The sequence below is a fragment of the Butyrivibrio sp. AE3006 genome (genome assembly GCF_000424165.1).
Taxonomy (GTDB): Bacteria; Bacillota; Clostridia; order Lachnospirales; family Lachnospiraceae; genus Butyrivibrio.
The window spans coordinates 127,048-149,845 of sequence record NZ_AUJJ01000002.1 but is presented as its reverse complement, the minus strand read 5'-3'; the positions used below and the strand labels follow the sequence as shown (position 1 = coordinate 149,845).

The window sequence follows — 22,798 nt, the reverse complement described above, 5'->3', positions numbered from 1 at the left end:
ACCAGTTAAGGTATACCGGTATTCCCTTTTATTAAAATCTAAGATAGCAATTACTTATATAATGCATCCATCTGTGTCTGAAGCTCAGCAGCTACATCTGCGATACCTGCCTGTGCAAGAGCATCCTGCATCTCAGCTACGATTTCCTCAGCTGTTCCCTGGTACTTACCAAAGGAGATCTGCTTCATGTAGTTTGTGTAAACTTCGTTACAGTTATCGATCTTAGCCTGAATGCTGTCTACATCCGGTACGAACTGACCATAAGGATAGTCAATCTTAACCTTGTCATACTTAGCATAGAGCTCATCGATCTTATCCCAGTTACGGCTAGCATCTCTGATCTCGATATCGTCGTTACGTCCCCACCAGTAGTTAGTCATACCATTGATGTTGTCGGTTGAGGAATCGTATCCTTCAGGAGTTGTTCTGAGACCTTCATCGTTGATCTCGTAAGAAACGCCTTCGATACCATAGTTGAAGAGCTTGTAGCACTCAGGATCGTTTCTGATAAGGTCATAAACCATAAGTGCTCTCTCAGGGTGCTCAGATGCTGCAGAAACTGCCATTGCACCGTGAGTGATTGAAAGTGCTACTACGTTGTCTGTCTCTTCACCGAAGTAGAAGAAGCCTGACTCAGCTTTCTCATCATCAGCATAAATTGTGTTAGCTTCTGTTGCAGAGCAAAGGTCTGTCCATGTCTGTGTGTGGTGCTGCTCAGCTGCAACCTGACCTACACGGTACTCATCTCTGTTCTGTGAAGATGTGTTGTTAAGAACGTCTGTAGGCCATACACCGATCTCATCCCACTCCTTCATCATCTTTGCATACTCAACAAGTGAGTCTGTCTCTGTCATAACAGGTGTGACAACTGTGTAAAGATCATCCTTTGTACCACCCCAAAGAGCGCCTGTTGCAAGACCATCGATAGCTACGAAGTTAGTGTGTGAAGCAATCCAGCCGTTAGCCATCTGTGCATACTGTGTTCCGTCAGAATCCCAAACTGCCTTGAGTTCCGGATGATTCTCTTTTACGAACTTGAAGTATGTTGTAAGATCTTCCCAGCTGTGTACACCGTCTGCAAGGCCTGCATCTCTAGCCCAGTCAAGACGATAGATGAATCCGTGGTTTGTCCACTGTGCGTAGTTATCTTCGGGCATCAGATAGATGTCACCGTCATACTTACACATTTCCCAGTGATCAGCGGGAACGCTTGCCCATGTCTTGGGAGCATATGTCTTAAGCATATCCTCTGAAAGTGCAAGGAAAGCGCCGTTCTTTGCATTCGGCCATGCATCAAGCCAGTCAGATGCTGTACCAACAAGGTCTACAGAACCATCCATCTGTGCAAGTGTAAGGTTGTAGTTTGCAAGATAATCTGTCCACTCAATGTAGTAGATCTGAAGCTCAGCGTTAACCTTCTCGGTGAGGATCTCATTGAGCTTTGCAAGCATCTCATCAAGACGCTCAGCAGACTTTCCATCAGGTCTGTCACCTGTTGTCATGTAGTTGATAACTACGTGCTCAGAAGTATCAATATCAGATGCAGCTGCCTCTGTAGCCTCGCCTGCCTCTTCTGTTGTTTCTTCTGTTGACTCAACTGTCTCTGCTGCAGCGGTATCTTCTGCAGCTGTTTCTGTGGTAGCCTCTGTCTTGTCTGCAGCGCTATCACCACTGTTTGATGAACCACCGCAGGCAGCCAGTGAGAATACCATTGCAGTACTCAGTAAAACTGACAATACCTTTTTTTTCATTTCAAATCCCTCCTATTAAAAATGAATAGTGTATATCTGAACTCGTTTCGAGTAAAGATCCAAATAAGGAAGTTCCGCTCTCGCTACGCTCGCCGGAACACGTTCACACTAGGCTCGAAAATACCTCGCCAAGTGTTCTCAGCCCTTTACCGCACCAACGGTGATACCGCCGATGAAGTATTTCTGTACGAACGGATAAAGAAGTACGATAGGTCCTGTAGCAAGCATTGCGTTTGCCATCTTTACAGTCTCTGTAGGCAGATCGGTAAGTGAAATATACTGGCCTGCTACTGACTGTTTAAGAGCCTGTGTCTTGTTAACAATCTCGTAAAGGCTATACTGAAGCGGCTTTACGTCTACCTTACTTGAAAGGAAAAGTGATGACTGATACCACTCGTTCCAATAGCCAAGTGCAAGGAAAAGTCCGATTGTTGCAAGTGCCGGTTTAAGCATGGGGAGAACCAGTCTTACGAAAATGACCATATCTCCTGCTCCGTCGATTTTTCCTGACTCTGTGATCTCATGAGGAATCTGCTTAACGAAGTTCTTCATGAGAATGATCAGCCAGGGTGACATCATCAAAGGAAGAAGTACTGCGAAGTAGCTGTCCTTTAAGTGATATGTCTGAGTCATCAGCAGGTAGTAAGGTGCAAGGCCTGCTGAGAAAAGGCTTGTAAAGTAAATGTAGAAGGATATTGCATTTCTGAAAGGAAAATCCTTACGCTGAAGCGCATATCCTGTCATTGAGATGATTGAAAGTCCTACTATTGTTCCAACCAGTGTCATTGTGATTGTAAGTGCGTATGACTTCCATATAAGTCCGCTCTTTGTAACCATCTCATAAGCTTTTAATGTAAACTCGTGTGGCACAAGCTGTACTCCGTGAAGTCTTATGTAATTCTCTGAAGTAAAGCTTGATGCCAAAATTATAAGGAAAGGAAAAATACAGGCCAGTGCGTAAAAGGTTGTAAGGAAATAACCTATTCCGCGGACAACCATATCGGTTGCGCCAATTTTTACCTTGGCCCCGCTTTCCATTAAATCTAAATCTTTTTTCTTTGCCATTTTTCTGCTCCCAATTAGAATAATGAATATTCAGGATCGATCTTCTTGATAACCCCGTTAACTACCATAACGATTACAAATCCAACAAGTGACTGATAAAGACCAACTGCCGAAGCCGTTGAGAAGTTAAAGTCTGTCATTGTAGCTCTGTAAACGAAGGTCTCGATGATGTCTGTCGTATCATAGAGGAGTGAATTGGTTCCTACTATGTTGTAGAACAGACCGAAGTTACCTTTTACGATTCCGCCAAGTGCGAACAAGAGCAAAATAATGATTGTAGGCTTAAGGCTTGGAAGAATGATGTATCTGATTCTCTGGAACGCGTTTGCTCCGTCAACCTTGGATGCCTCTATGATTTCTGCATCTATTCCGCAAATTGCTGCAAAGTATACTACTGAGTTATATCCTGTCTGCTGCCAGAGATAAATGATAACCAGAAGAACCGGCCATACATTTGGATCAGCGTAAGGCTGCCATTTTTCCATTCCCAAAACTTCAAGTATTCCGTTTACAAATCCTGTATCGTAGTTCAGAAGGTTGAATACCAGAACTCCTACAAGAACCTGTGAAATGAAGTAAGGAAGGAACATCATTGTCTGTGAAACCTTCTTAAATATCTTTGCCTGCATCTCATTAAGTAGAATCGCCATGATGATCGCAAGCACATTACCCAAGATAATGAAAGCCAGGTTGTAAAGAATGGTGTTCTTTGTAAGGGACCAAAGCTTTCCGGATGATGTAAGGAATTCGAAATTGGCAAGTCCTATGAACTTACTTCCGAATATTCCCTTTCCATAGTTGTATTTTACAAATGCAACCCATATTCCCGGCAGCGGCATGTAGCTGAACATGAAGAAGAAAACAATTGCCGGAATGCACATCAGAATCAAAGTTCTGTATTTTATGATGTTGCCAAAAAAGCCTCTCTTTTTGTGCGGTACTGCTATTGCTTCCGCGCTATTTGATTTACTCATCTAAATTCACTTTCCTTTTACGTTCTATACGTTGTTATTTTAACCAATTTGCAACCGGTTTCATAATTGTATTTAAACATAGTGCTGTCATATCGTCAATGAATTTTTTGAAACCGGATTCAGATTTGTTGATTATATACAAAAAGAGGTGCTTCAAATTAGCACCTCTTAACTATTGACCTTTTGCGTTCATTTTATATTCTTTTGCCGTTAATATTTTGTTCATATACTCTGAAACGCGTTTCAAATCTATTCACATGTTTCAAACTTGTTTCAGTCTTCCAAACCCATTCTACATTACAGCGCCTTTTGCCTTAGGCTCTGCTTGGTCCGCTGCTCTCACGCTTCACCAGGGTAGGCTCAACGTTCTGCCAGCGGGGAACTTCTTCACCCTTTGAAACCGCAATGGCTGTTTCAATAAGGCATTTACCAAAACTTTCGTAGTTATAATCCACGCTGGTAAGCTTAGGGATCATTACCTCTGAGATATAAGTATTATCAAAACTTGCCACAGAAAAGTCCTGTGGAATACGATATCCGCTGTCTCCTATGGCACGGACAACACCTGCAGCAGTGAAATCGTTGATGGCGATAATAGCCGTAGGGAGTTTGGGAAGCTGCATTATCTTCTTCATGGACTCATAGCCATCCTCTATGGAGTAGCTGCCATCCACGATATAGTCAGGATTCACCTCTATTCCGTGTTCCTTGAGAATATTTGCATAAATAACCTTTTTATCATTGGAGGATCTGACATCGGGACGTCCGCCAACTATTGCTATTCTGGTATGTCCAAGCGCCAGCAGATGCTCCATTACAAGGCTTGTGGCACTTCTTGCATCAATCTCTACGCTATAGCTGGGAATACCTTCATCAAGGCGGCCTGTAACTATGAAGGGTACGGTATCTGACAGCTTCTTTACGATTTCGCCATAGTGCCTGTCTGTCTCAAGATCGTCAACTCGTCCGCCTATCTGCACGATAGCGTCAACCTTCTGCTGTCTGAGCATTTCAAGCTGCTCTATCTCATTCTCTGTGACACCGAAGGAATTGTACAGTGAAACCGTGTAACCAGCCTTCTGAGCCGCCGATTCGCAGGCAACAAAAAGCTGGGCGTAGAAAGGGTTTCTTACGTCTGCAACAATAATTCCTATTGATTTGGTCGAGGTCTCGGATAATCCCTTTGCGAGTGCATTGGGCTTAAAGTTATACTTTTCGATTATCTGCAAAACCCGGTTTCTTTTCTCAGCACGCACGTTGGCACTATTAGTCATAACGCGCGACACGGTGGCCGGCGAAACACCAGCCTCACGGGCAATATCATATATTGTGATACTTTTATTCTCTATGGCTCCCATAATTTCACACGCTTTCATGAAATTTGAAACCGGTTGCAATTCCATAATAAAATAAACTCCCTGACTATGTCAAGGAGTTTGTGAATGAGTCTCCTGCCTGCTGTATAAACATATATATTCCTCTCTGCTGACGCTCTCGCTCGGTTAAAAACGTAACGGTACTAAGATGGCAAAAAACGCCATCCAAGTACCGACGTTTTTATACGCAGCTTCGTGGAACATATATGTTTAATAGCTGGCAGGAGATGTATTTCAAAATTTACTTAAATAGTTTGTGAGTTATAACATCATGCGTAGGTCATATATTACTATATATGCTGCCAATGAGCAGACAATATGTTTTTAATCTACGTTTAGAACAACCTGTAGACTACTACTCCGTGTGCAGGAACCTTTGCAGATATTGTGCCCTGCTCAGCGGCATCCCACTCTCCGGATTTTCCATTCCATACATCAGTGATCGCGGATGCAGAATGAACAATGGCTGCGCCGGATTTAATATCATTGATGTCACAAACTATTTCTCTTTCTGTGTCAGTAAGATTAAAGAGACCGATGAATAACTCGGTACCGTCTTCGTCAATGTTGAGCCAGATGGCTTCGTCGTCGCTTCTTCTGAGCTGGAAGCCTTTGTGTTTGCCATCCATTACGCGAAGGAGTTCTTTGTTGGTGAGCTGCGCTTTGTTTACGTCATCAAGCTTAGTGAGTTCTGCACCTATCATAAGAGGTGAACCAAACAGGCACCAAAGGCTCATCATGGTGCGAACTTCGTCAAAGGTAAGGTTGGAAGTTCTCTCCTGTCCAAAGCCGTAGCCAAGCTGTCCAAGAGGAAGCATATCGCAATCAGGATAGTTGCCTTTTGAGGTTCTTCCATTCCAGGTCTCACATCTCCAGAACATCTCCTTGAGAAGACGCCAGTCATCCCAGAAGTCATCTGTAATACGCCACATATTGGCATTTTCTTCATAGAAGAAGTCTCTATCTAGGTGTGCAGGTCCGGGAGAAAGTGAAAGTACTATATCTCTTCCGCACTTCTCTATGGCTCTGTGAATCATCTTTGTCTCTTCATAACCACTGAATTTTATTCTGCCGCTGTCAGGATACAGGAAGCTGTCGCAGATATCATCGCACTTGATAAAATCAACACCCCAGTCAGCATACATTTTAATAAGATCATCGTAGTATGCCTGTCCTGCTTCACCTGCCCTTACACCGTACATATCAGGATTCCATCCGCAGATAGACCATGCATCGGCAGCCATATCTGCAGTGAACTGTGTTCCGTGAATAGGGCACTTATCGTGAGCTGCCTGTCTTGCGATTCCTCTCATGATGTGAATACCGAACTTAAGTCCAAGGTCGTGCACGTACTGCGCAAGATGTGTAAAACCGCTTCCATCAGCTGATGAAGGGAATCTGTTTACGGCAGGCTGGAGCCTTCCATACTGATCCATCTCATCATTTCCAAAAGGAATATACTGGAAATCCGCACGTCTTGCGCCGGCATCCTTTGAATACCACTCAATGTCTACAACCACGTACTCATAACCGAATTCCTTCAGATTTTCAGCCATATATTTGGCATTGGCTTTAACCTGCTCCTCAGTTACGGTAGTATCGTAATAATCATAGCTGTTCCACCCCATAGGAGGTTTCTTTAAAAAGTTCTTTTTTCCCATACCTGTTCTCCTCATAAAATATCAATATCTTCAACAATCAATATTAGCACAAATGAACCGGACTTGATACTATCTCATCCGGTTCTGATTTTCAGATTTTTACAAGTTCGTAATCTCTGCTTCCGAGGCCTATTTTCTCGCCGTGAGCAAGAGTTTCCTTCCATTTTACATTTGGATTATTATCAAGGAAATTATCATCATGACGGTGCCAATCCATTTTAGCGAGATTATCTCCAAGCTGACTGTTTCTTACAGGTTCTGCCGCAAGGCACATATCTGCACAGGCCTGATCTATAGCAACGGGATCGAAGGATGCAAACATTCCGATATTGGGAAGGATCGGCGCATCATTTTCACCATGGCAGTCACAGTTAGGCGAAACATCCATGATAAGGCTTATATGGAAAGAAGGCTTACCATTTACAATGGCAGCAGTATATTCAGCCATTTTACAGCAAAGGGACTCCAGTGCAGAGTCATTGTTGGGATGAATAGCATCAAAAACACATGCTCCTATACATCTTCCGCAGCCCTTGCACAAATCCTGATTAATAACAGCTTTTCCGGTTTCATAGGAAATAGCATCCGATCCGCACTCTTTTGCACACTGCTTGCAGCTCCTACACATAGAAGGCTCAACAGAAGGCTTACCGTCATTATGCTGCATCATTTTTCCTGCACGGCTTCCTCCTCCCATTCCGATATTCTTGATAGCTCCGCCAAAGCCCGTCATCTCATGCCCCTTAAAATGAGACAGTGAAATGATTATGTCCGCATCATAGAGAGCGTGACCGATTATAGCTTCCTTACAATATTCGCCGTTTGGTACAGGAACGCTTATCTCATCGGTTCCCTTAAGGCCGTCAGCGATGATTACATAGCATCCTGTGGTAACACTGTTAAATCCGTTTACCTCTGCATTATAGAGATGATCCACAGCATTTTTACGACTTCCTGGATAAAGGGTATTGCAATCCGTAAGGAAAGGCTTTCCCCCAAGCTCCTTTATCAGGTCAGCAACTGCCTTCACATAGTTAGGTCTAAGATAAGAAAAATTGCCAAGCTCGCCAAAATGCATCTTTATAGCTACGAACTTGCCTTCAAAATCAATCTTATCTATTCCCGCAACTCTAAGCAGCTTCTGAAGCTTAACACCCTGGCTAACACCAATATGAGTTCTGAAATCAGTAAAATATACCTTAGATTTGCCCATAAGAATTCTCCCTCCATTCATAAAATACATAAATATATTTTACGCAATATCTTAACGTTTTTCCAATAAATAATTCATTTATAACCATATTTTCAAGGTTTGCAGCAGACAAATCATAGCCAGTCCCCAAAGAATTTCAAAAATATACTCTTATACATCTTGAGGACTATGTAGTTTTGTGCTATATTGTATGTAGTATTTAAAACTACATGTAGGCAGATTTGTATAACAACCGGCCGGAACGGAGGAGAATATGACAGTTAAAGAATTACAGAGTTTTTTCAAAGAACATCTCGTTCCTTCAAAGCTCTATACTTTTGGGAAAGGGCATGACGGCAGGATCTGTCTCACCAAGGTCGGCGAGATCTGGGAACTGTATTTCATGGATCATAAGGAAAAAATCGGTCTTATGAAATTCCCCGATGAAAACAGTGCATGTCTCAAAATGAAGGATGAGCTCCGCAAGATAATGGAAAGCATCTATGAGATAACCTGGGTTCCAAAGAAAGCATAAATTCCTTAGAATAATTAAAGGCTGGCGCTATGGCCAGCCTTTTTTCATATTATCAGTAAATCTACATTTTCAAAGAACCAAATCCTATCCAACATCATGAAGTAAAATACAATATAGCACAAACAAGAGAAAGTACCCAGAAAACTACGCTGAAATAAATAGTCCATCTATTACTGTCGTATTTTTCAGTCTCTATGTAGTTCTCCTTAATAAGCTCTATTCTCTCCTCTTCATGGCCATCATAAATAGGTTCTTCAGGCTCTTCTTCCTCTTCGCCCTCACCCTCTTCTCCTGATTCATCAGTTTCATCATGTTCAGGCTCATTGTCCAGAGAAATATCCTCAAGGGTGGTTTCTTCCGGCTCGGGAACCGGCATTTCAACCTCATCTCCCGACAGTTCTGACACACCCTGAGGCTCAGGTTCAGTTTCTTCCTCCTTGCCAATCATGTCGGGATCCTTAAGCACAGGCTTTTCAACCCTGTTAAACTCTCCGACTATGAAAAAGCCAAGTCCCACAAGAAACAGAACCAGCGTATAAATAAGATAGATAAGATTATGCTTCATGAACATCCCCCTCTGCAGTCACGAATAATCTCTCACTCAAAAGCACATTCGATAAGAAAACTCTCTGGCGATTAAACAATCAGCTCTTCTTGAACTTTACTCCATCCGGTGTCATTTCCTTCAGAACAGACTTGTAAGTCTTGATCACCTTCTTATTGATCTTAAATACTGCTTTTTTGTTTATCTTTGCAAAACATCCCGGGCCAAACTCTGCAATCTTCTTGGACTTAATGTTTATGGATGTGAGATTCTTGCATTTATAAAATGCATTCTTCCCAATCTTTGTTACATTCTTGCCGATGGTAACGGTAGTGAGTTTTTTATTGCCCTTGCAGGCACCTGATGCAATCTCAGTAACCTTGGCCTTGATATCACCGATAGTTACTGTGTTTGGAATATTCAGTACCGCAGCCTTTTTATCTGCTACCTTCTTAAAACAGACTGTATTCTCAGTAAGAGCTATGAAGGTTCCTTCATCTGTCTTATACTTCTGTCCCGGAGTCAGCTTAAGAACTATATCCTTATATCTGGGATAATAAACTGTCTTTGCCAGGTCGCCTCTCTGCTCTGCCCTGGTTTCCTTATCAGCAGGAATCTCGAAGTAATAGCACCATCTGTAGCCCGCATTGTAAGCACCCTTTTTATCGTTGCTTACACCCTTTAGAGGCTCAAGCACACTGTTTCTGTAATAATAGTCACCCTCAAGCTCAGATTTCAGATACTCAAGCTGTCCCTCAAGCTCCTTGTAATCATAGCCCTCTCTGCGACAATATCTTTTCAGATTCTCGTATCTCGCACCATGCCACTGACAGATTCCGTAGCTTGTTCCGTTATCACTTTCTGCATTTGTTCTAAAGCTGGATTCTTTCTCGATATTAGCAAGAACTCCTGCACTAGCGGCATTGTTAAAATCCATGTTCTCCATGAGGTAATAAAAAATCTTTTCCTCATTGTTTTTACCGCGCAAAGATGCAGCCTGTACGCTGCTCTGTGGCACAAACAGACTGCATCCAATAATAAACGTAATTCCAATAAGCGTTTTTCCCCAAAAAACTTTCATACTCCCTCCGTTGTTACATAGGCTTCTCGTAGTAGAACGAGCTCTTTCTGATAAAGCCTATTTCCTTGTAATTGATAATCTGTTCGGTACTACCGATAAACAGAACTCCGCCCGGTGCGAGAGAATCATAATACTTTCTGAAAATCTCGTCCTTAGCTTCTTCTGTAAAGTAGATAAGCACGTTTCTGCATACGATAAGATGATAATCCTTCGGATAGGGCTCTCTTAACAGATCAGCCTGCTTGAAGTTTACTCTCTTCTTAACGTCATCTGCTACGCGCCATTTACCACCGGCTTCCTGTGTGAGATATTTCTTCTTCATCTCTGCAGGAACAGCTTTAACTTCCTTGTCATCATATACGCCTGCTCTTGCTTTTGCAAGGGCAACAGTATCGATATCCCATGCCGTAACACTTATCTGGTTAAGCGGAATATGGTTAGATAACAGCATAACTATAGTATATGGCTCATCACCTGTAGAGCAGGCAGCACTCCATATCTTAAGATTCTTACCGAATTTATTGATAAGCTCAGGAACCATCTGCTTATCCATAAGATTCCACTGATCAATATTTCTGTAGAACTCAGATACGTTTATGGTCAGATAAGTGATAAATGTCTCTCTGGCAGTCTGATCTTTCTTAATGAGATCCATGTACTGATCATAGCCCTTACACTCAGTCTTACTGATAAGTGTATCGATCCTGCGCTTCATCTGCTTTTCTTTGTATGCATTGAGATCAATCTTTGTAAGCTTATATACTTCGCCTTTGAACCATTCGTAATCAACAGCCATCTTTAAATCCCCCTAATTAAGAATTTATAGGATAATTCCTACCATGATAACTACTGATTTTAGTATAGCCCACTAAATACATGAGTGTAAAATTAAATATATATAAACAAAATTATGATTATATAACGTTTATTATGTCACGACTTCTTAAGCTTCTTTGTAAGATAAAACATAGGACAATCTGCACCAGCGTAGAGCAGGGAGTAGCCAGACCTATATGAAAAAGTGATACAGGCTCTCTTTTGCTCATAAAATAAGAAACTGGAATTCTTACAAGAAAAGCACCGGTATGGCAAAGCTCAAAAACGGTCCCCAAATCGGGCCTTCGGTAAAATTCCTAGTCTTATCCATTTTCATCTGTATTCTTCAAATCCTTGATATCCTCAAGGGCATTATTTATCTCCTTAACTTTTTGGCTGTAAATAAGAAAATTCACAAACCATATTGTAATGTAAGCCCATATAAACAGCATAACACCAAGCCAGAAAAATGGATTATTAATTAATAACCATCCCTGAATCGCGGCCAGCACCCAAAAACCTGAGAAGGATATAATAAAATGAGTAAATGTAACTCGCAAAATGCTCCAACGATCTACATCGTATACCGCAGAGGATCCCATACTGATAGCACCATATAATCCTCCGGCCAATAGTTCCAGAACCGAATGTACTGATAGTGTAAGCTCTCCGGGTTCTCCCTGGCTTGACAGATACCATACTGTAAGTCCTATAAGGATACCTATCCAGAATCCGATGATGCCTAAGATGAGAGCTTTTTTCATTATTCTACTCATGCTTATCACCACCTTTCCTCAGAACGGCCAGCCTCTCCTGGATATGCTTCATAAAACGCCTTGCTACCCAGGTCTGTGTACCATTAACAAAAATAACCTTAATAGTCCCCGCTATACTCATATCAAAGCTGGAAACCTTCTTAAGATTTACTATTTCACCCCGGCTGATTCTGACAAACGCATCTGACCTCAGTACATTCTCTAATTCCTTCAGCGGAATCCTTACTTCATACTCATCTGAATCAGTACACACCTTAAGCTTACGGCTCTCTGTATAAACACGGACAATATCCTTCTTATTAAGCAGAATGTCCATGTCCTCTTTGCGCACCGCAATTTTTTTATCTGAATCATCTGCAGCGCATTGTTTTACGCTCTCAATTATCCTCTCAACTAATTCTGTCCTCTCAGATGCCCTGATCACCACCTGAGGCTTATCATATCCAGAATCAATCTCAAGACGAATGCTAATTTTCTCATCCATTAGCCATCAATTCCTCATGCGAAAAATCCAAGATCACCATCAATTACAACAGACAATACCATTGTAACAAATTGTGAGGATTCTTTGTATGAGGAATGTAGGATAACTTTATTATTTACTTAAGGATGTTTTCAACAAGTACAACTGCGGTAAAAACACTTCATACTTCATTGACAATACGGATAATTATATGTAAATCCTGCCACTCATCCTGTATAACCATATGTAATATTGATATTATATGGATTTCCTTGTATAAGCGGACCCTGTATGGTAGCATCACCGAGCGCTGCAATTCTGATGAACCCATTATCACTGCCTATTGCATTAGTGGAGCATAGATTCCAGTACTGGTCAGCCGTTCCGCGATAATTGATTTGTCGAAGCTTACAATAAGAATCGCATGGGCTCTGGTCAAAAGCATAATTGCCTATCGAAATAACAGACTCAGGCAACACTATTGTAGCTATCGTGTTTGTAAAATCAAATGCACCATTGCCTATTGTAGTAAGATGGCTGCTCCCGCTGAATCTGACCGCTGTAATTCCTGTTGAAAAATCCGTAACCGACTTAGGGCTACAACCAGAAAAAGCATAGTTTCCTATTGTTGTAAGCGAATCAGGAAAAACAATTTCACCGACAAGTTTCCTATTATACCTAAAAGCCTGTGCCCCTATGCTCTGTAGTGCTGACCCTGCTGCAAAACTGATCCCTGAAATATCACTTGTTGAGTTTTCATCCATCAGAAAAGCATTACTGCCTATAGTCGTTACTGAACTGGGAATTATAATTGCTCCTGCTAACTTATTATCTTTATAGAATGCGCTGTTTCCTATTGTTGTAAGACCTGCATTAAGAGTCAGAGTATTCAGCATGGTACATTCTGCAAATGCATACTCTCCCAATTCTCTGACTGTTGAAGGAAGTATAAGTGACTGAAGCGAACTATTTTTCTGAAATGACTCATTACCTATTGTATTTACGCTTCCCAGGTTAAGGGTTGATATGCCAGAGCAAAACATAAAAGCCCTATTCCCAATAGATTTAACAGAATTCGGTATTGTGACTGATGTAAGCGCACTATGTCTGTAAAACGCATAATCACCTATATGCGTTATTCCATCACTAATAACAAGTTCTGTAATAACTCCTCTTTTATTACTCCACGGAGTTGGCTCGTCCAAATTGTACTCATAATCCTCCATGGCTCCTGTTCCTGTGATTTCAAGTCTGTATTTTCCTCCATCCAAAGCAGTAAGCTTGTAGCTTACAATTGCATCGCCATTGTCACCTTCTCCATTATTGTCACCATTACCACCGTCTCCATTATTACCTGAGCCATCATTTGATGCACCGGCGACGGTGACCACCAGGCTTGAACTCTTTCCATCTGCACAAGCCGTTACAGTAGTACTGCCTGCGCCAACAGCCTTTATTTCTCCTGTCCCTGATACAGTGGCAACGGCCTCATTCTGACTAATGAAAATGATATTCTGATCAGTAGCCGTCAGCGGTAAAACCGTCGCAGTAACTGACTTGCTCTCACCTACTTTCAAGTCAACAGATGTATAGTCCAGTTTTACCTCTTTTACAGCAACCTTCTTAACAACCTTCAAAGTGATAACACACTTCTTCTTTTTATCTTTGGTAGTTACGGTTATTTTGGCTTTCCCATTCTTTTTACCGGTTATCACACCATTATTTGTGATAGTGGCAATCTTCTTATTACTTGTGGAATACTTCAGATTTTTACCCGTAAGAACCTTTTTACCACTAATCCCACTTAATTTGATCTTGTAGCCTTTTGTAAGCTGCATGCTCTGCTTGCTGCTCTTCTTTTTCAGATTTATTGAAATACTGTGTGTTTTTGATGCAGCCTGAGCATTTAAGGCAGGGCTTACCCATAAAACCACAAGTAAAATACTCAGGCCCACAAAAATACTAATCAACCATCGGCTTGCTTGTTTTGCTCTATCCATTTTCCACCCTCTTCTTATTAACAAGTCCCCCAAAGTATTTATTTAAATTATTTCTTCACCTTTACTTTTATTGTTACAGTCTTCTTGCCGGCTTTTACAGTAATCTTGCAGCTGCCCTTTTTCTTGGCAGTAATGGTTATCTCGCCGGTTTCCTGATCAATCTTCGCAGTCGCGATCTTTTTATTACTTGATTTGACTGTGATTTTTTCCTTTGTAGATACATAGTCTGGTGAAGCTGTTGCTTTTACAGTTGCAATACTTCCTTTTGAAGCAAGATTCACTGATTTCTTCGAAACCTTAAGCTTTGTGGTTGTAACTTTTCCGGTTTGTACTTTGACATTCAGCTTACATGACAGTCCCGATTTAGTGGTTACCGTAATCTTGGTAGAACCCTTCTTTATGCCTTTTATAGAAAGAGTCGTTCCACTATAAGATACTGTCGCTATCTTGCTATTTGCAGATTCCACTGATTTTATTTCATCATTTGTAAGAGTTGCTTTAACAGTCTTAAGAGTCTTGCCCTTCTGGATGACTACTGACGATGTATTAAGCTTAAATGAAGGAATTGTTGCAGGCTTGGTTGTTTCATTATTTGTAGTTTCGGAATTATCAGCATTATTGTTACCATTGTCATTCTCGCTGCTTCGTTCTATTACTATTTTTGTTGGGTCACTGCCATCCTGCGCAAGTATCATCTTCCCATTACCACTCGTTCCGATATAACCACCTTGAGGCGTTGTAATTGAAAGAGCAGGATTGATTAATAGGCTATTTAAGCCTCTAAGCGCAAAAGCATAACTTCCTATTCCGTTGCCAGTTGTAATTTCTGCTTGAACTTTTGTTACTTCACCTCCAATACTGATTTCTTTTCCGTATATGCCTTCCTTAAATCCGATTGCTTTCACCATCCCATTTTTAATATTTACAGTACCGTTTGAATGAATACCATAGGAGCTGGGACCATTAACATCAACCGCTATATTTCCTGAAAGATTAAGTGTCCCTCCGTCATATTCTGGTAATATTGTTGTTATCCCGTAACTTGTGGCTTGTATGGATATGCCATTACCTGTACCTTCTACAGAAAGACTTCCATTTGGTCTATTCATCACTATGCCTGCAGTAGATCCGTTTGGAAGTATATTCTGCGATATATTAATAGTCCCATCACCGGTGATTAATAACGTATCCATCGTTGTATAAATACCGCAACTAACATAATCATCATATATATATCCAGTGGTGATATTCGCATTATTAAGAATCAACTTATTTGAATCTGCATCGAATGATGCTGTTCCATCACCAAGTATATCTTGTGCATTATCCGAAGTCACATGAGTATTACCTACCCAAAGATTATAAACACTTGCCTTGACAACACTTGCAGGATATAGAACAAACACTGCCATAGCAAACATTGATGTTATTAACCATGATTTAATAGTATTACGCTCCATTCTAAGCTCCTTTCCTATCTGCCCATTTCTGATTACTTAACTGTAAGCTTAAGTGTTACTGTCGCAGTACCTTTCTTGTAATTCTTATCTCCTGCTGCAGAAACCTTAACTGTTACATTGTAGGTTCCTTTAGGAAGCCCAGGCTTGATTACCAGATTACCGGTCTTTCTATTGACTCCAATCTTCACATTAGCTTTTTCCATCGAATATGATACTTTGCCAACTGCCTTAGAAAGCTTGAACAGTTTTGAAGATTTGATCGTTTGTTTAGTTTTCTTCAGCTTTTTATACTTAACCGTAGGATTCTTCCTGAATTTCAGCACTCCGGGATTCTTTGCTTTGTTTATCTTCCATTTAATGGTCTTGGCTTTTGTCGTCCCATCAGACCACTTATATCCTTTTGCCAGCTTTGCTGTGGCTTTGTATGTTCCAGCATTTTTCTGTTTATTACCTGTAACGGTATAACCTGTGCCTTCTGCTACTCCTGTCTGTTTCTTACCATTGTAAACAAGAGTCTGACCTTCCGGTATCTGAGCTATTTTTTCTCCGGTCATAGCACCTGCGCCACCTCCGCCACCGGAGCCACCATTTCCGCCGCCTTCTCCGGTACCTGTTCCACCGGAGCCGCCGCCATTTTCTCCTGAAGAATTGCCTTCACCACCTGAGCCACTTGTCGAACCACCGTCTGGATTATTCTTATCATAGTTACATTTTGTACACACGCCTTTCGAATTAAAGGTATGCTCTTCAGAGATAATAAATGAACCGCAGACTTCACATATGCTATTTATGTTATGTGAAGTTGCATTAGAAGGAGTATAAGTCCTGCTTGTTAAAGTGTGAGATTGCTCTAGCAACGTATCATATGTTCCATTTGTTCCATCTAACAATTTGTTACATACAGGGCAGAACGACCTGATTGTATGCTTATCCAGCGTCCGTTCAATCACTCGTATCTGATAAGAACTAGCATGATCGTTGCCACAAGCAGTTGCCGATGCCGCCACCTCCAGACAAGCGCTGTTAAAAGTAATTATCATTGATACAATAATAGAAAATGCAACTAATAATACACTTCTCTTCTTCATAGAACTTACCTGCCTTTCATCCAGAAATACCAAGATATTACCCCGATATGTCCTGATTCATTTCACATCGTATATTACGCAAATTCACAATCATATTTCATCGCTGATTTGTATTGTACGTCCATATTATATGTTCCATTCCCTTTGCATCAATACTTTATGTCTAAACGGTCGTTTTGGATGCCTAAGCGGTATTATTGCATTTACGATATTATATAGTCGTGATATCGTACATTAAAAGCAATAAAAAGAGTGTGTACCAACCAAATGATACACACCCTTATAATGGCTAAATATTATCAATTATTCTGCATCCTGCTCAGCGATAACCTTGTCGATATCAACGCTTGCAACATCTGCATCATCAGCAGCCTCATCTTCCTTCTCAGGAGCTGTAAGAGCCTTAATGCTAAGGCTGATCTTACGATCTGCTTCGTTGAAGTCTACGATTCTTGCTGTAACTTCCTGGCCGATGCTAAGTACATCTGAAGGCTTCTCGATGTGCTCTCTAGCGATCTGAGATACATGAAGAAGTGCATCAATGCCGGGCTCAAGCTCGATGAATGCACCAAAATCTGTCATTCTGGCAACCTTACCTGTTACTTCGTTACCAACTGCATACTTTGTCTCTGCATCCTTCCAAGGGTTCTCATCATCAAACTTTCTTGAAAGAGCGATCTTGCTGCCATCGATTCCCTTAATCTGAACCTTAACAGTATCGCCAACCTTGAATGTCTTCTTAGGATTCTCAACACGGCCCCATGACATCTCTGAGATGTGAAGAAGTCCGTCTGCTCCACCAAGATCAATGAATGCACCGAAGTCTGTAACATTCTTAACAACACCATCAACGATGTCGCCAACACCGATTGTCTCAAAGAGCTTCTTAGCCTGCTCAGCCTTCTCAGCTGTGATAAGAGTCTTTCTGTTACCGATGTATCTTCTACGCTTCGGATTGTACTCTGTTACTACAAACTGGATCTCCTGTCCTTCGTATTTGGAAAGATCCTTCTCGTATGTGTCTGAAACAAGACTTGCAGGGATGAAGATACGAACCTCATCAACTACAACTGTAAGTCCGCCATCAAGTACCTGAACAACCTTAGCTGTAAGTACTTCCTGATTGTTAAATGCTTCCTCAATACGCTTGTTTCCTCTGTCAAGGGCAAGACGCTTATATGAAAGGATAACCTGACCGTCTGCATCGTTGGTTTTAAGAACCTTGACATCCATTTTGTCGCCTTCTTTAACCACCTGAGTCAGATCGATGCTGTTATCATTACTGTACTCATTCTTTGTGAGAATGCCATCTGATTTGTAGCCAATGTTAAGAATAATCTCTTCAGGCTTAACAGAAATGACAGTGCCTTCAACGACCTCCCCCGTATGAATTGTTTTGAACGACTCATTGAGCATCTGTTCAAATGATTGTTCTGACATGTTTCTGAACCTCCTCGATAATGTTCTTTGGGGTGGACGCCCCGGCGGTAATTCCCACTACTTTGATGTCTTTAGGAATATCCATATTCAAATCATCAATAGTCTGGATGAAATATGTATTTGCACATTTCCTGCTGCATATCTCATACAGCTTACGTGAATTTGAACTGTGCGCTCCGCCAATCACTATCATAGCGTCAACCTGACCGGCTATTTCCTCAGCCTCTGTCTGACGTTCTTCGGTTGCACTACAAATAGTGTTCACAACATTAACATTGTAGCGCGAATTAGAAAATTTATCAACGGTTTCTTGAAATTTATTTGTATTAAATGTAGTTTGGGATACGATACAAATCTCAGTTCCCTCTTGAAGCTTCAAGTTGTCAACGTCCTCAGGCGTCTCTACTACGTAAACAGGGCCCGACGCATAGCTCACAATGCCGTCTACTTCCGGGTGTTTGGCACTTCCGACTACAATAATTGTTTTGCCGGCAGCGCTCTCTTTTTCAACGATATTATGTATACGTTTTACAAAAGGACATGTGGCGTCAATATGTTCAAGTCCCTGCTTTTCGATGATCTCATAAATTTCTTTTCTGATACCGTGGGATCTGATTATCAAAATTCCATCGTTAATATTTTTTAGTTCTTCGCAGGATTCGATAACCTTTACACCCTTTTTCTCAAGATCGGAAACAACGGTCTCATTATGAATAATGGGGCCATAGGTGTAAATCTGTTTACCGCTGTTTTTTTCAATCTGCTCGTAAACCACATCAACAGCTCTTGTTACTCCAAAACAAAAGCCTGCATGTTCGGCAAGTATTACTTCCATCTGTTTACCTCGTTAATTATTTAGCCTCATAGAGACTGATGATCTTATCAGCTACTTCCTCAATGGTCATGTATGAAGAATCTACCTCAACAGCATCATCTGCCTTTTTAAGAGGTGAGTTTTCTCTTGTCATATCTCTGTGATCACGCTCTTTAATCTCTGCTTCGATGGTGTCAAGATCACATTCTACACCCTTCTCCACCATTTCCTTATAACGTCTCTCAGCGCGGACTCTGCTGCTGGCTGTAAGATAAACCTTAAGCTCCGCATCAGGAAGTACCACTGTTCCGATATCTCTTCCGTCCATTACAACATCAGTGGTCTTGGCCTGCTTCTGCTGAAGCTCAACAAGCTTTTCTCTGACTTTAGCATTTGCACTGGTCTTAGATGCCATGGCGCTTACTTCCTCAGTTCTAAGGAAGCTGTTTACATTCTCGCCGTTAAGATAAACTACCTGCTCGCCATTCTCATGACCGATAGAAATATCAGCAGAATCCACATTTTTCTCTATCTCGGCGGCATCATCACCGGAAACGCCGTTTCTTGTCATATGAACTGCCATAGCGCGGTACATCGCACCTGTGTCTATATAAATAAAACCAAGCTTCTTTGAAACAATCTTAGCGATTGTGCTTTTGCCTGCACCTGCAGGTCCATCTATCGCAATACTCTTTCCCATTTTTGTTTCTCCTTAATAAAAATATTTTCTTAAAGTGCAGCCGTAGCCACACTGCACAGGTCTCACTCAGACACCGCACTCTCTCCTGCAAGGTGTCCCGTTGACCAGGCAATCTGCAGATTAAATCCGCCGGTCTGGGCATCAACGTCTATTATCTCACCTGCAAAATACAGTCCACCTATCTTCTTGGATTCCATGGTGGAGGGATTTATATCACTTGTTGATATGCCGCCTCTTGTGATAATAGCCTCGTTAAAATTCCTTGTGCCTGTAACTGTAAGCCGTAAATCCTTTATAAGTGCCACAAAATCCGCACGTTCCTTTTTAGTAATGGAATTAAGCGGCTTCTCGGGATCAATTCCTGAAAGCTTTATCATTACAGGAATGAGCTTTGAAGGAAAAAGACCATTCAGACTGTTCTTAAACTGCCTGTTTCTTGATACCTCAAATTCCCTCTGAACTCTCTTATCAAGCTGTTCAATTGTAAGTGCCGGCTTAAGATCAAGGTGAATCACATATTCTAATGGATTACCCTTTTTATCCTTCTCCTCGTAATAGCAGCTGGATGTAAGGATAAGGGGTCCGCTCACGCCAAAGTGAGTAAACAGCATCTCTCCAAAGCCGTCATAGACTATCTTCTTTTTCTTCTTACCACCGGATGCACCTTCTGATCCTGCAGTATCCTTCGCAGCAGGCGGGAGCTGTTCTAGCTTAACCGCCACGTTCTTAAGCGACAAGCCCTGAAGCTCTTTGTACCAGTCCTCTTTTATCTCAAAAGGAACAAGTGAAGGCTTCAACTCTGTAACCTTATGTCCCAGCTCTCTGGCAATCTTGTGGCCTGTTCCCGTGGAGCCTGTTGAAGGATAGGACAGTCCTCCTGTACACATGATCACAGCGTCAGCTTCTGTTATTCCGGAATCCGATGAAACAACCGCTTTTACTCTGTTCTCGGAATCTGTCTGAATCCATGTGACTTCGTCCTGATATCTGATCTCAACCTTGAGCTTTTTAAGGATTTTCACAAGGGTACTTATGATGTCGGACGAATGGTCTGATACCGGGAAAACTCTGTCTCCACGCTCTGTTTTCAGCTTGCAGCCGTTATTTTGCAAAAGCTCCATAACTCTCGTATTGTCATAGCCATAGAGAGCGCTGTATAAAAACTTTGAGCCATGAGGAATCTTATCAAAATACTCACTGATATCGCAGGCATTTGTCACATTGCATCTGCCCTTACCGGTAATATAAATCTTCTTCCCGGGCTTTTCATTTTTTTCAAAAATAATAACGGATGCGCCAGCTTCCGCAGCAGCTATCGCCGCCATCATTCCTGCAGCCCCGCATCCGATAACAACAACATTCTTCATTCGAAAAACTAACTCCGTATACCTTACGCCTTACTGAAAGCTTCGTAAGCAGACTCAAGCATTGCTACAGAGTCAGCCTCCTCGAGGTCATAGTCTCCTGTAACAGCCATGCAGCCTGCGCCATGAATAAAGATCCACATCTTCATGAAAAGATGTTCTGCGTTCTGAACGCCCTTCTCTCTTGCACGGGAAACTTCACGAACGATATTCTCCTCATCGCCGTTTACGATATCATACATGCTCTTAGCCTCTTTTACATCGCTTGATACAAAGAGAAGCTTAAAGAGATTAGAGTGTTGCTGAGCAAAACTGATATAACTGATTCCAAGATCAACAAAGGGAGTATCGTGCTTCTTCTCTCTTCCTCTGCAAAAATCTTCAAAATACTTAATTGCTTTATCTAAAACATCCTTCTTGAGCTCATCCATATTGTCATAAATACGGAAAATAGGCTGTGTTGAGCATCCTGCAGCACCTGCGAGCTTTCTGGATGTTATCTGGTCAAAACCTTCCTTAACGGTAATTTTAAAAGCAGCATTTACGATTTCTTCCTGTGTAATAGTTGCCTTGCGTGACATACTGATTTTTCCTCCTTAGAATATCATACGTTATAATATTAGTGTTTAGAGTTATTTCTGTCAATGGCTTTAAGCCTGCATATATCAAAAAAGTGTCCGCCTCCCGGTTCTTTAACCAGGTAGCGGACGCTCCATATTTTTATGAAAAATACCATGTACAATCTTAAATACTAAGCTGCATTTCCTTATCCGGCTCTACTTGTTCGCCCCTGGAATCAGCTGCATTAAAAATTGCCATTCTCTGCTCTCCCGTAAGTGTATCTGACGCTTCATCGGAAAAAGCTTCCTCGATGGAATCAGAGCTTCTATCAAGAGCTCCGCGATTTGCCAGATTCCTTACTATTCCTTCTCTGAAAACCTGCTCTCTGTCTGAGAATTCACGATCTTCTTCAGTACGTGATGTCATCTCAGTATCATAGGCATATCTGGATATCGTACCGCTGAGATACATCTGCCGAAGTTGCTGGTCCGAATATCCTTTAAATGATGTGATCTGTGGTTCGTATTTAGTGCCCTCAGTATCAATAGTTGCAGCCAGTGTCTCAAGCCTTGTGGTATCCGGTATAACAGGCTGACTTTGCACCTCTATGGGCTCTGCTATTTCTGTCTCTACTTCTACGCCAATATCATTATTGGCTTCCACTATTTCGCGCTTTAACTCACGCTTTATTTCCTCGATATAGCGATTAGGTTCCTTCTGATGAACCTTGGACACTTCAACAGTAGCATCACCGGTAAGGTCATCTGCCATCTCCTCGCCGGCTATATTCATATAAAGATTATTAACTGTTCTCTCTGCTTTGGCTCTTGCCTGTATCAAAGCAGTATTCTCTTTGCTTTGTTCAACAAGCTTATGCTTTGCCTTATCGTTGGCGTGAGCAGTATCTCCATCTCGTGAAACAGAAATCAAATCCTTGCGGGATTTTGCAGATTCCTTTCGTTTACTTCCGGAATCTGATGCTTTGCTTTTGACATTTCCTATCCTATTAGCCGTGATAGACACTGATTGTCTTGCGGCATTTATCGCACCGCTGTTAGCGGCTTTAATCGTGATATCTGCCATAACGCAACCTCCTTGTCTCCCCATCACATAAATTCCTATATTGATTATATCACT

General features: G+C 41.6%; 21 protein-coding genes. 1 reads left to right on the top strand and 20 read right to left on the bottom strand.

Going from position 1 to position 22,798, the window contains the following annotated elements:
- Positions 1-50: 50 nt before the first annotated feature.
- The 6 genes from G603_RS0102440 to G603_RS0102415 form a co-directional block, all read right to left on the bottom strand.
- A complete protein-coding gene (locus tag G603_RS0102440) occupies positions 51-1,751 on the bottom strand; it encodes an ABC transporter substrate-binding protein (RefSeq protein ID WP_026669209.1) in 1,701 nt (566 codons plus the stop codon).
- 138 nt (positions 1,752-1,889) lie between these two features.
- Positions 1,890-2,816 (bottom strand): carbohydrate ABC transporter permease, encoded by a 927-nt coding sequence (locus G603_RS0102435; RefSeq protein WP_081669793.1) that lies wholly within the window; start codon positions 2,814-2,816, stop codon positions 1,890-1,892.
- Between the two features lie 14 nt (positions 2,817-2,830).
- Positions 2,831-3,790, bottom strand: a complete 960-nt coding sequence (locus G603_RS0102430; RefSeq protein ID WP_026524079.1) for an ABC transporter permease — start codon at positions 3,788-3,790, stop codon at positions 2,831-2,833.
- Between the two features lie 314 nt (positions 3,791-4,104).
- Complete coding sequence (locus tag G603_RS0102425) at positions 4,105-5,193, bottom strand: LacI family DNA-binding transcriptional regulator (protein WP_242834826.1); 1,089 nt, start codon at positions 5,191-5,193, stop codon at positions 4,105-4,107.
- A gap of 308 nt (positions 5,194-5,501) precedes the next feature.
- Complete coding sequence (locus G603_RS0102420) at positions 5,502-6,827, bottom strand: glycoside hydrolase family 27 protein (RefSeq protein ID WP_026669206.1); 1,326 nt, start codon at positions 6,825-6,827, stop codon at positions 5,502-5,504.
- Positions 6,828-6,918: 91 nt separating this feature from the next.
- Positions 6,919-8,040, bottom strand: a complete 1,122-nt coding sequence (locus G603_RS0102415; RefSeq protein ID WP_026669205.1) for a DUF362 domain-containing protein — start codon at positions 8,038-8,040, stop codon at positions 6,919-6,921.
- Positions 8,041-8,293: 253 nt separating this feature from the next.
- On the opposite strand from G603_RS0102415, the gene G603_RS0102410 reads away from it, so the two are divergent.
- Complete coding sequence (locus G603_RS0102410) at positions 8,294-8,554, top strand: hypothetical protein (RefSeq protein WP_026669204.1); 261 nt, start codon at positions 8,294-8,296, stop codon at positions 8,552-8,554.
- A 94-nt stretch (positions 8,555-8,648) separates the two neighbouring features.
- Here the strand turns inward: G603_RS0102410 and G603_RS0102405 are convergent, their stop codons facing one another.
- The 14 genes from G603_RS0102405 to G603_RS0102340 all read right to left on the bottom strand — a co-directional run bounded on the left by G603_RS0102405 (position 8,649) and on the right by G603_RS0102340 (position 22,744).
- Positions 8,649-9,119, bottom strand: a complete 471-nt coding sequence (locus G603_RS0102405) for a hypothetical protein (protein WP_026669203.1) — start codon at positions 9,117-9,119, stop codon at positions 8,649-8,651.
- 79 nt (positions 9,120-9,198) lie between these two features.
- On the bottom strand, positions 9,199-10,179 hold the full coding sequence (locus G603_RS0102400; protein ID WP_026669202.1) for a phage tail tip lysozyme: 981 nt from the start codon (positions 10,177-10,179) through the stop codon (positions 9,199-9,201).
- Positions 10,180-10,192: 13 nt separating this feature from the next.
- Positions 10,193-10,975, bottom strand: a complete 783-nt coding sequence (locus G603_RS0102395; RefSeq protein ID WP_026524086.1) for a CheR family methyltransferase — start codon at positions 10,973-10,975, stop codon at positions 10,193-10,195.
- Between the two features lie 343 nt (positions 10,976-11,318).
- A complete protein-coding gene (locus G603_RS0102390; RefSeq protein ID WP_026669201.1) occupies positions 11,319-11,771 on the bottom strand; it encodes a DUF3021 domain-containing protein in 453 nt (150 codons plus the stop codon).
- The gene (locus tag G603_RS0102385; protein ID WP_026669200.1) at positions 11,764-12,255 is read right to left on the bottom strand and encodes a LytTR family DNA-binding domain-containing protein; all 492 of its coding nucleotides are present in this window, start codon (positions 12,253-12,255) and stop codon (positions 11,764-11,766) included. Before G603_RS0102385 ends, G603_RS0102390 begins: the two co-directional genes overlap by 8 nt.
- A 206-nt stretch (positions 12,256-12,461) precedes the next feature.
- On the bottom strand, positions 12,462-14,234 hold the full coding sequence (locus G603_RS0102380) for a leucine-rich repeat protein (RefSeq protein ID WP_026669199.1): 1,773 nt from the start codon (positions 14,232-14,234) through the stop codon (positions 12,462-12,464).
- 47 nt (positions 14,235-14,281) lie between these two features.
- A complete protein-coding gene (locus G603_RS0102375; RefSeq protein ID WP_026669198.1) occupies positions 14,282-15,694 on the bottom strand; it encodes an Ig-like domain-containing protein in 1,413 nt (470 codons plus the stop codon).
- A 32-nt stretch (positions 15,695-15,726) separates the two neighbouring features.
- Positions 15,727-16,782 carry a hypothetical protein gene (locus tag G603_RS0102370; protein ID WP_155832603.1) on the bottom strand — a complete coding sequence of 352 codons (1,056 nt, stop codon included), beginning with the start codon at positions 16,780-16,782 and terminating at the stop codon, positions 15,727-15,729.
- A 303-nt stretch (positions 16,783-17,085) separates the two neighbouring features.
- Positions 17,086-18,222 carry a 30S ribosomal protein S1 gene (gene rpsA / locus G603_RS0102365; protein ID WP_026524092.1) on the bottom strand — a complete coding sequence of 379 codons (1,137 nt, stop codon included), beginning with the start codon at positions 18,220-18,222 and terminating at the stop codon, positions 17,086-17,088.
- On the bottom strand, positions 18,203-19,057 hold the full coding sequence (ispH, locus tag G603_RS0102360; protein ID WP_026669196.1) for a 4-hydroxy-3-methylbut-2-enyl diphosphate reductase: 855 nt from the start codon (positions 19,055-19,057) through the stop codon (positions 18,203-18,205). The genes rpsA and ispH overlap by 20 nt, the downstream gene beginning before the upstream one ends.
- Before the next feature lie 16 nt (positions 19,058-19,073).
- On the bottom strand, positions 19,074-19,736 hold the full coding sequence (gene cmk, locus G603_RS0102355) for a (d)CMP kinase (RefSeq protein ID WP_026524094.1): 663 nt from the start codon (positions 19,734-19,736) through the stop codon (positions 19,074-19,076).
- Between the two features lie 62 nt (positions 19,737-19,798).
- A complete protein-coding gene (locus tag G603_RS0102350; protein WP_026669195.1) occupies positions 19,799-21,103 on the bottom strand; it encodes an NAD(P)/FAD-dependent oxidoreductase in 1,305 nt (434 codons plus the stop codon).
- A 23-nt stretch (positions 21,104-21,126) separates the two neighbouring features.
- Positions 21,127-21,681: a TetR/AcrR family transcriptional regulator gene (locus G603_RS0102345; protein ID WP_026524096.1), complete on the bottom strand. Its 555-nt coding sequence runs from the start codon at positions 21,679-21,681 to the stop codon at positions 21,127-21,129.
- 163 nt (positions 21,682-21,844) lie between these two features.
- Positions 21,845-22,744, bottom strand: coding sequence for a hypothetical protein (locus G603_RS0102340; protein ID WP_026669194.1), 900 nt, complete (start codon positions 22,742-22,744; stop codon positions 21,845-21,847).
- Between the last annotated feature and the right edge of the window lie 54 nt (positions 22,745-22,798).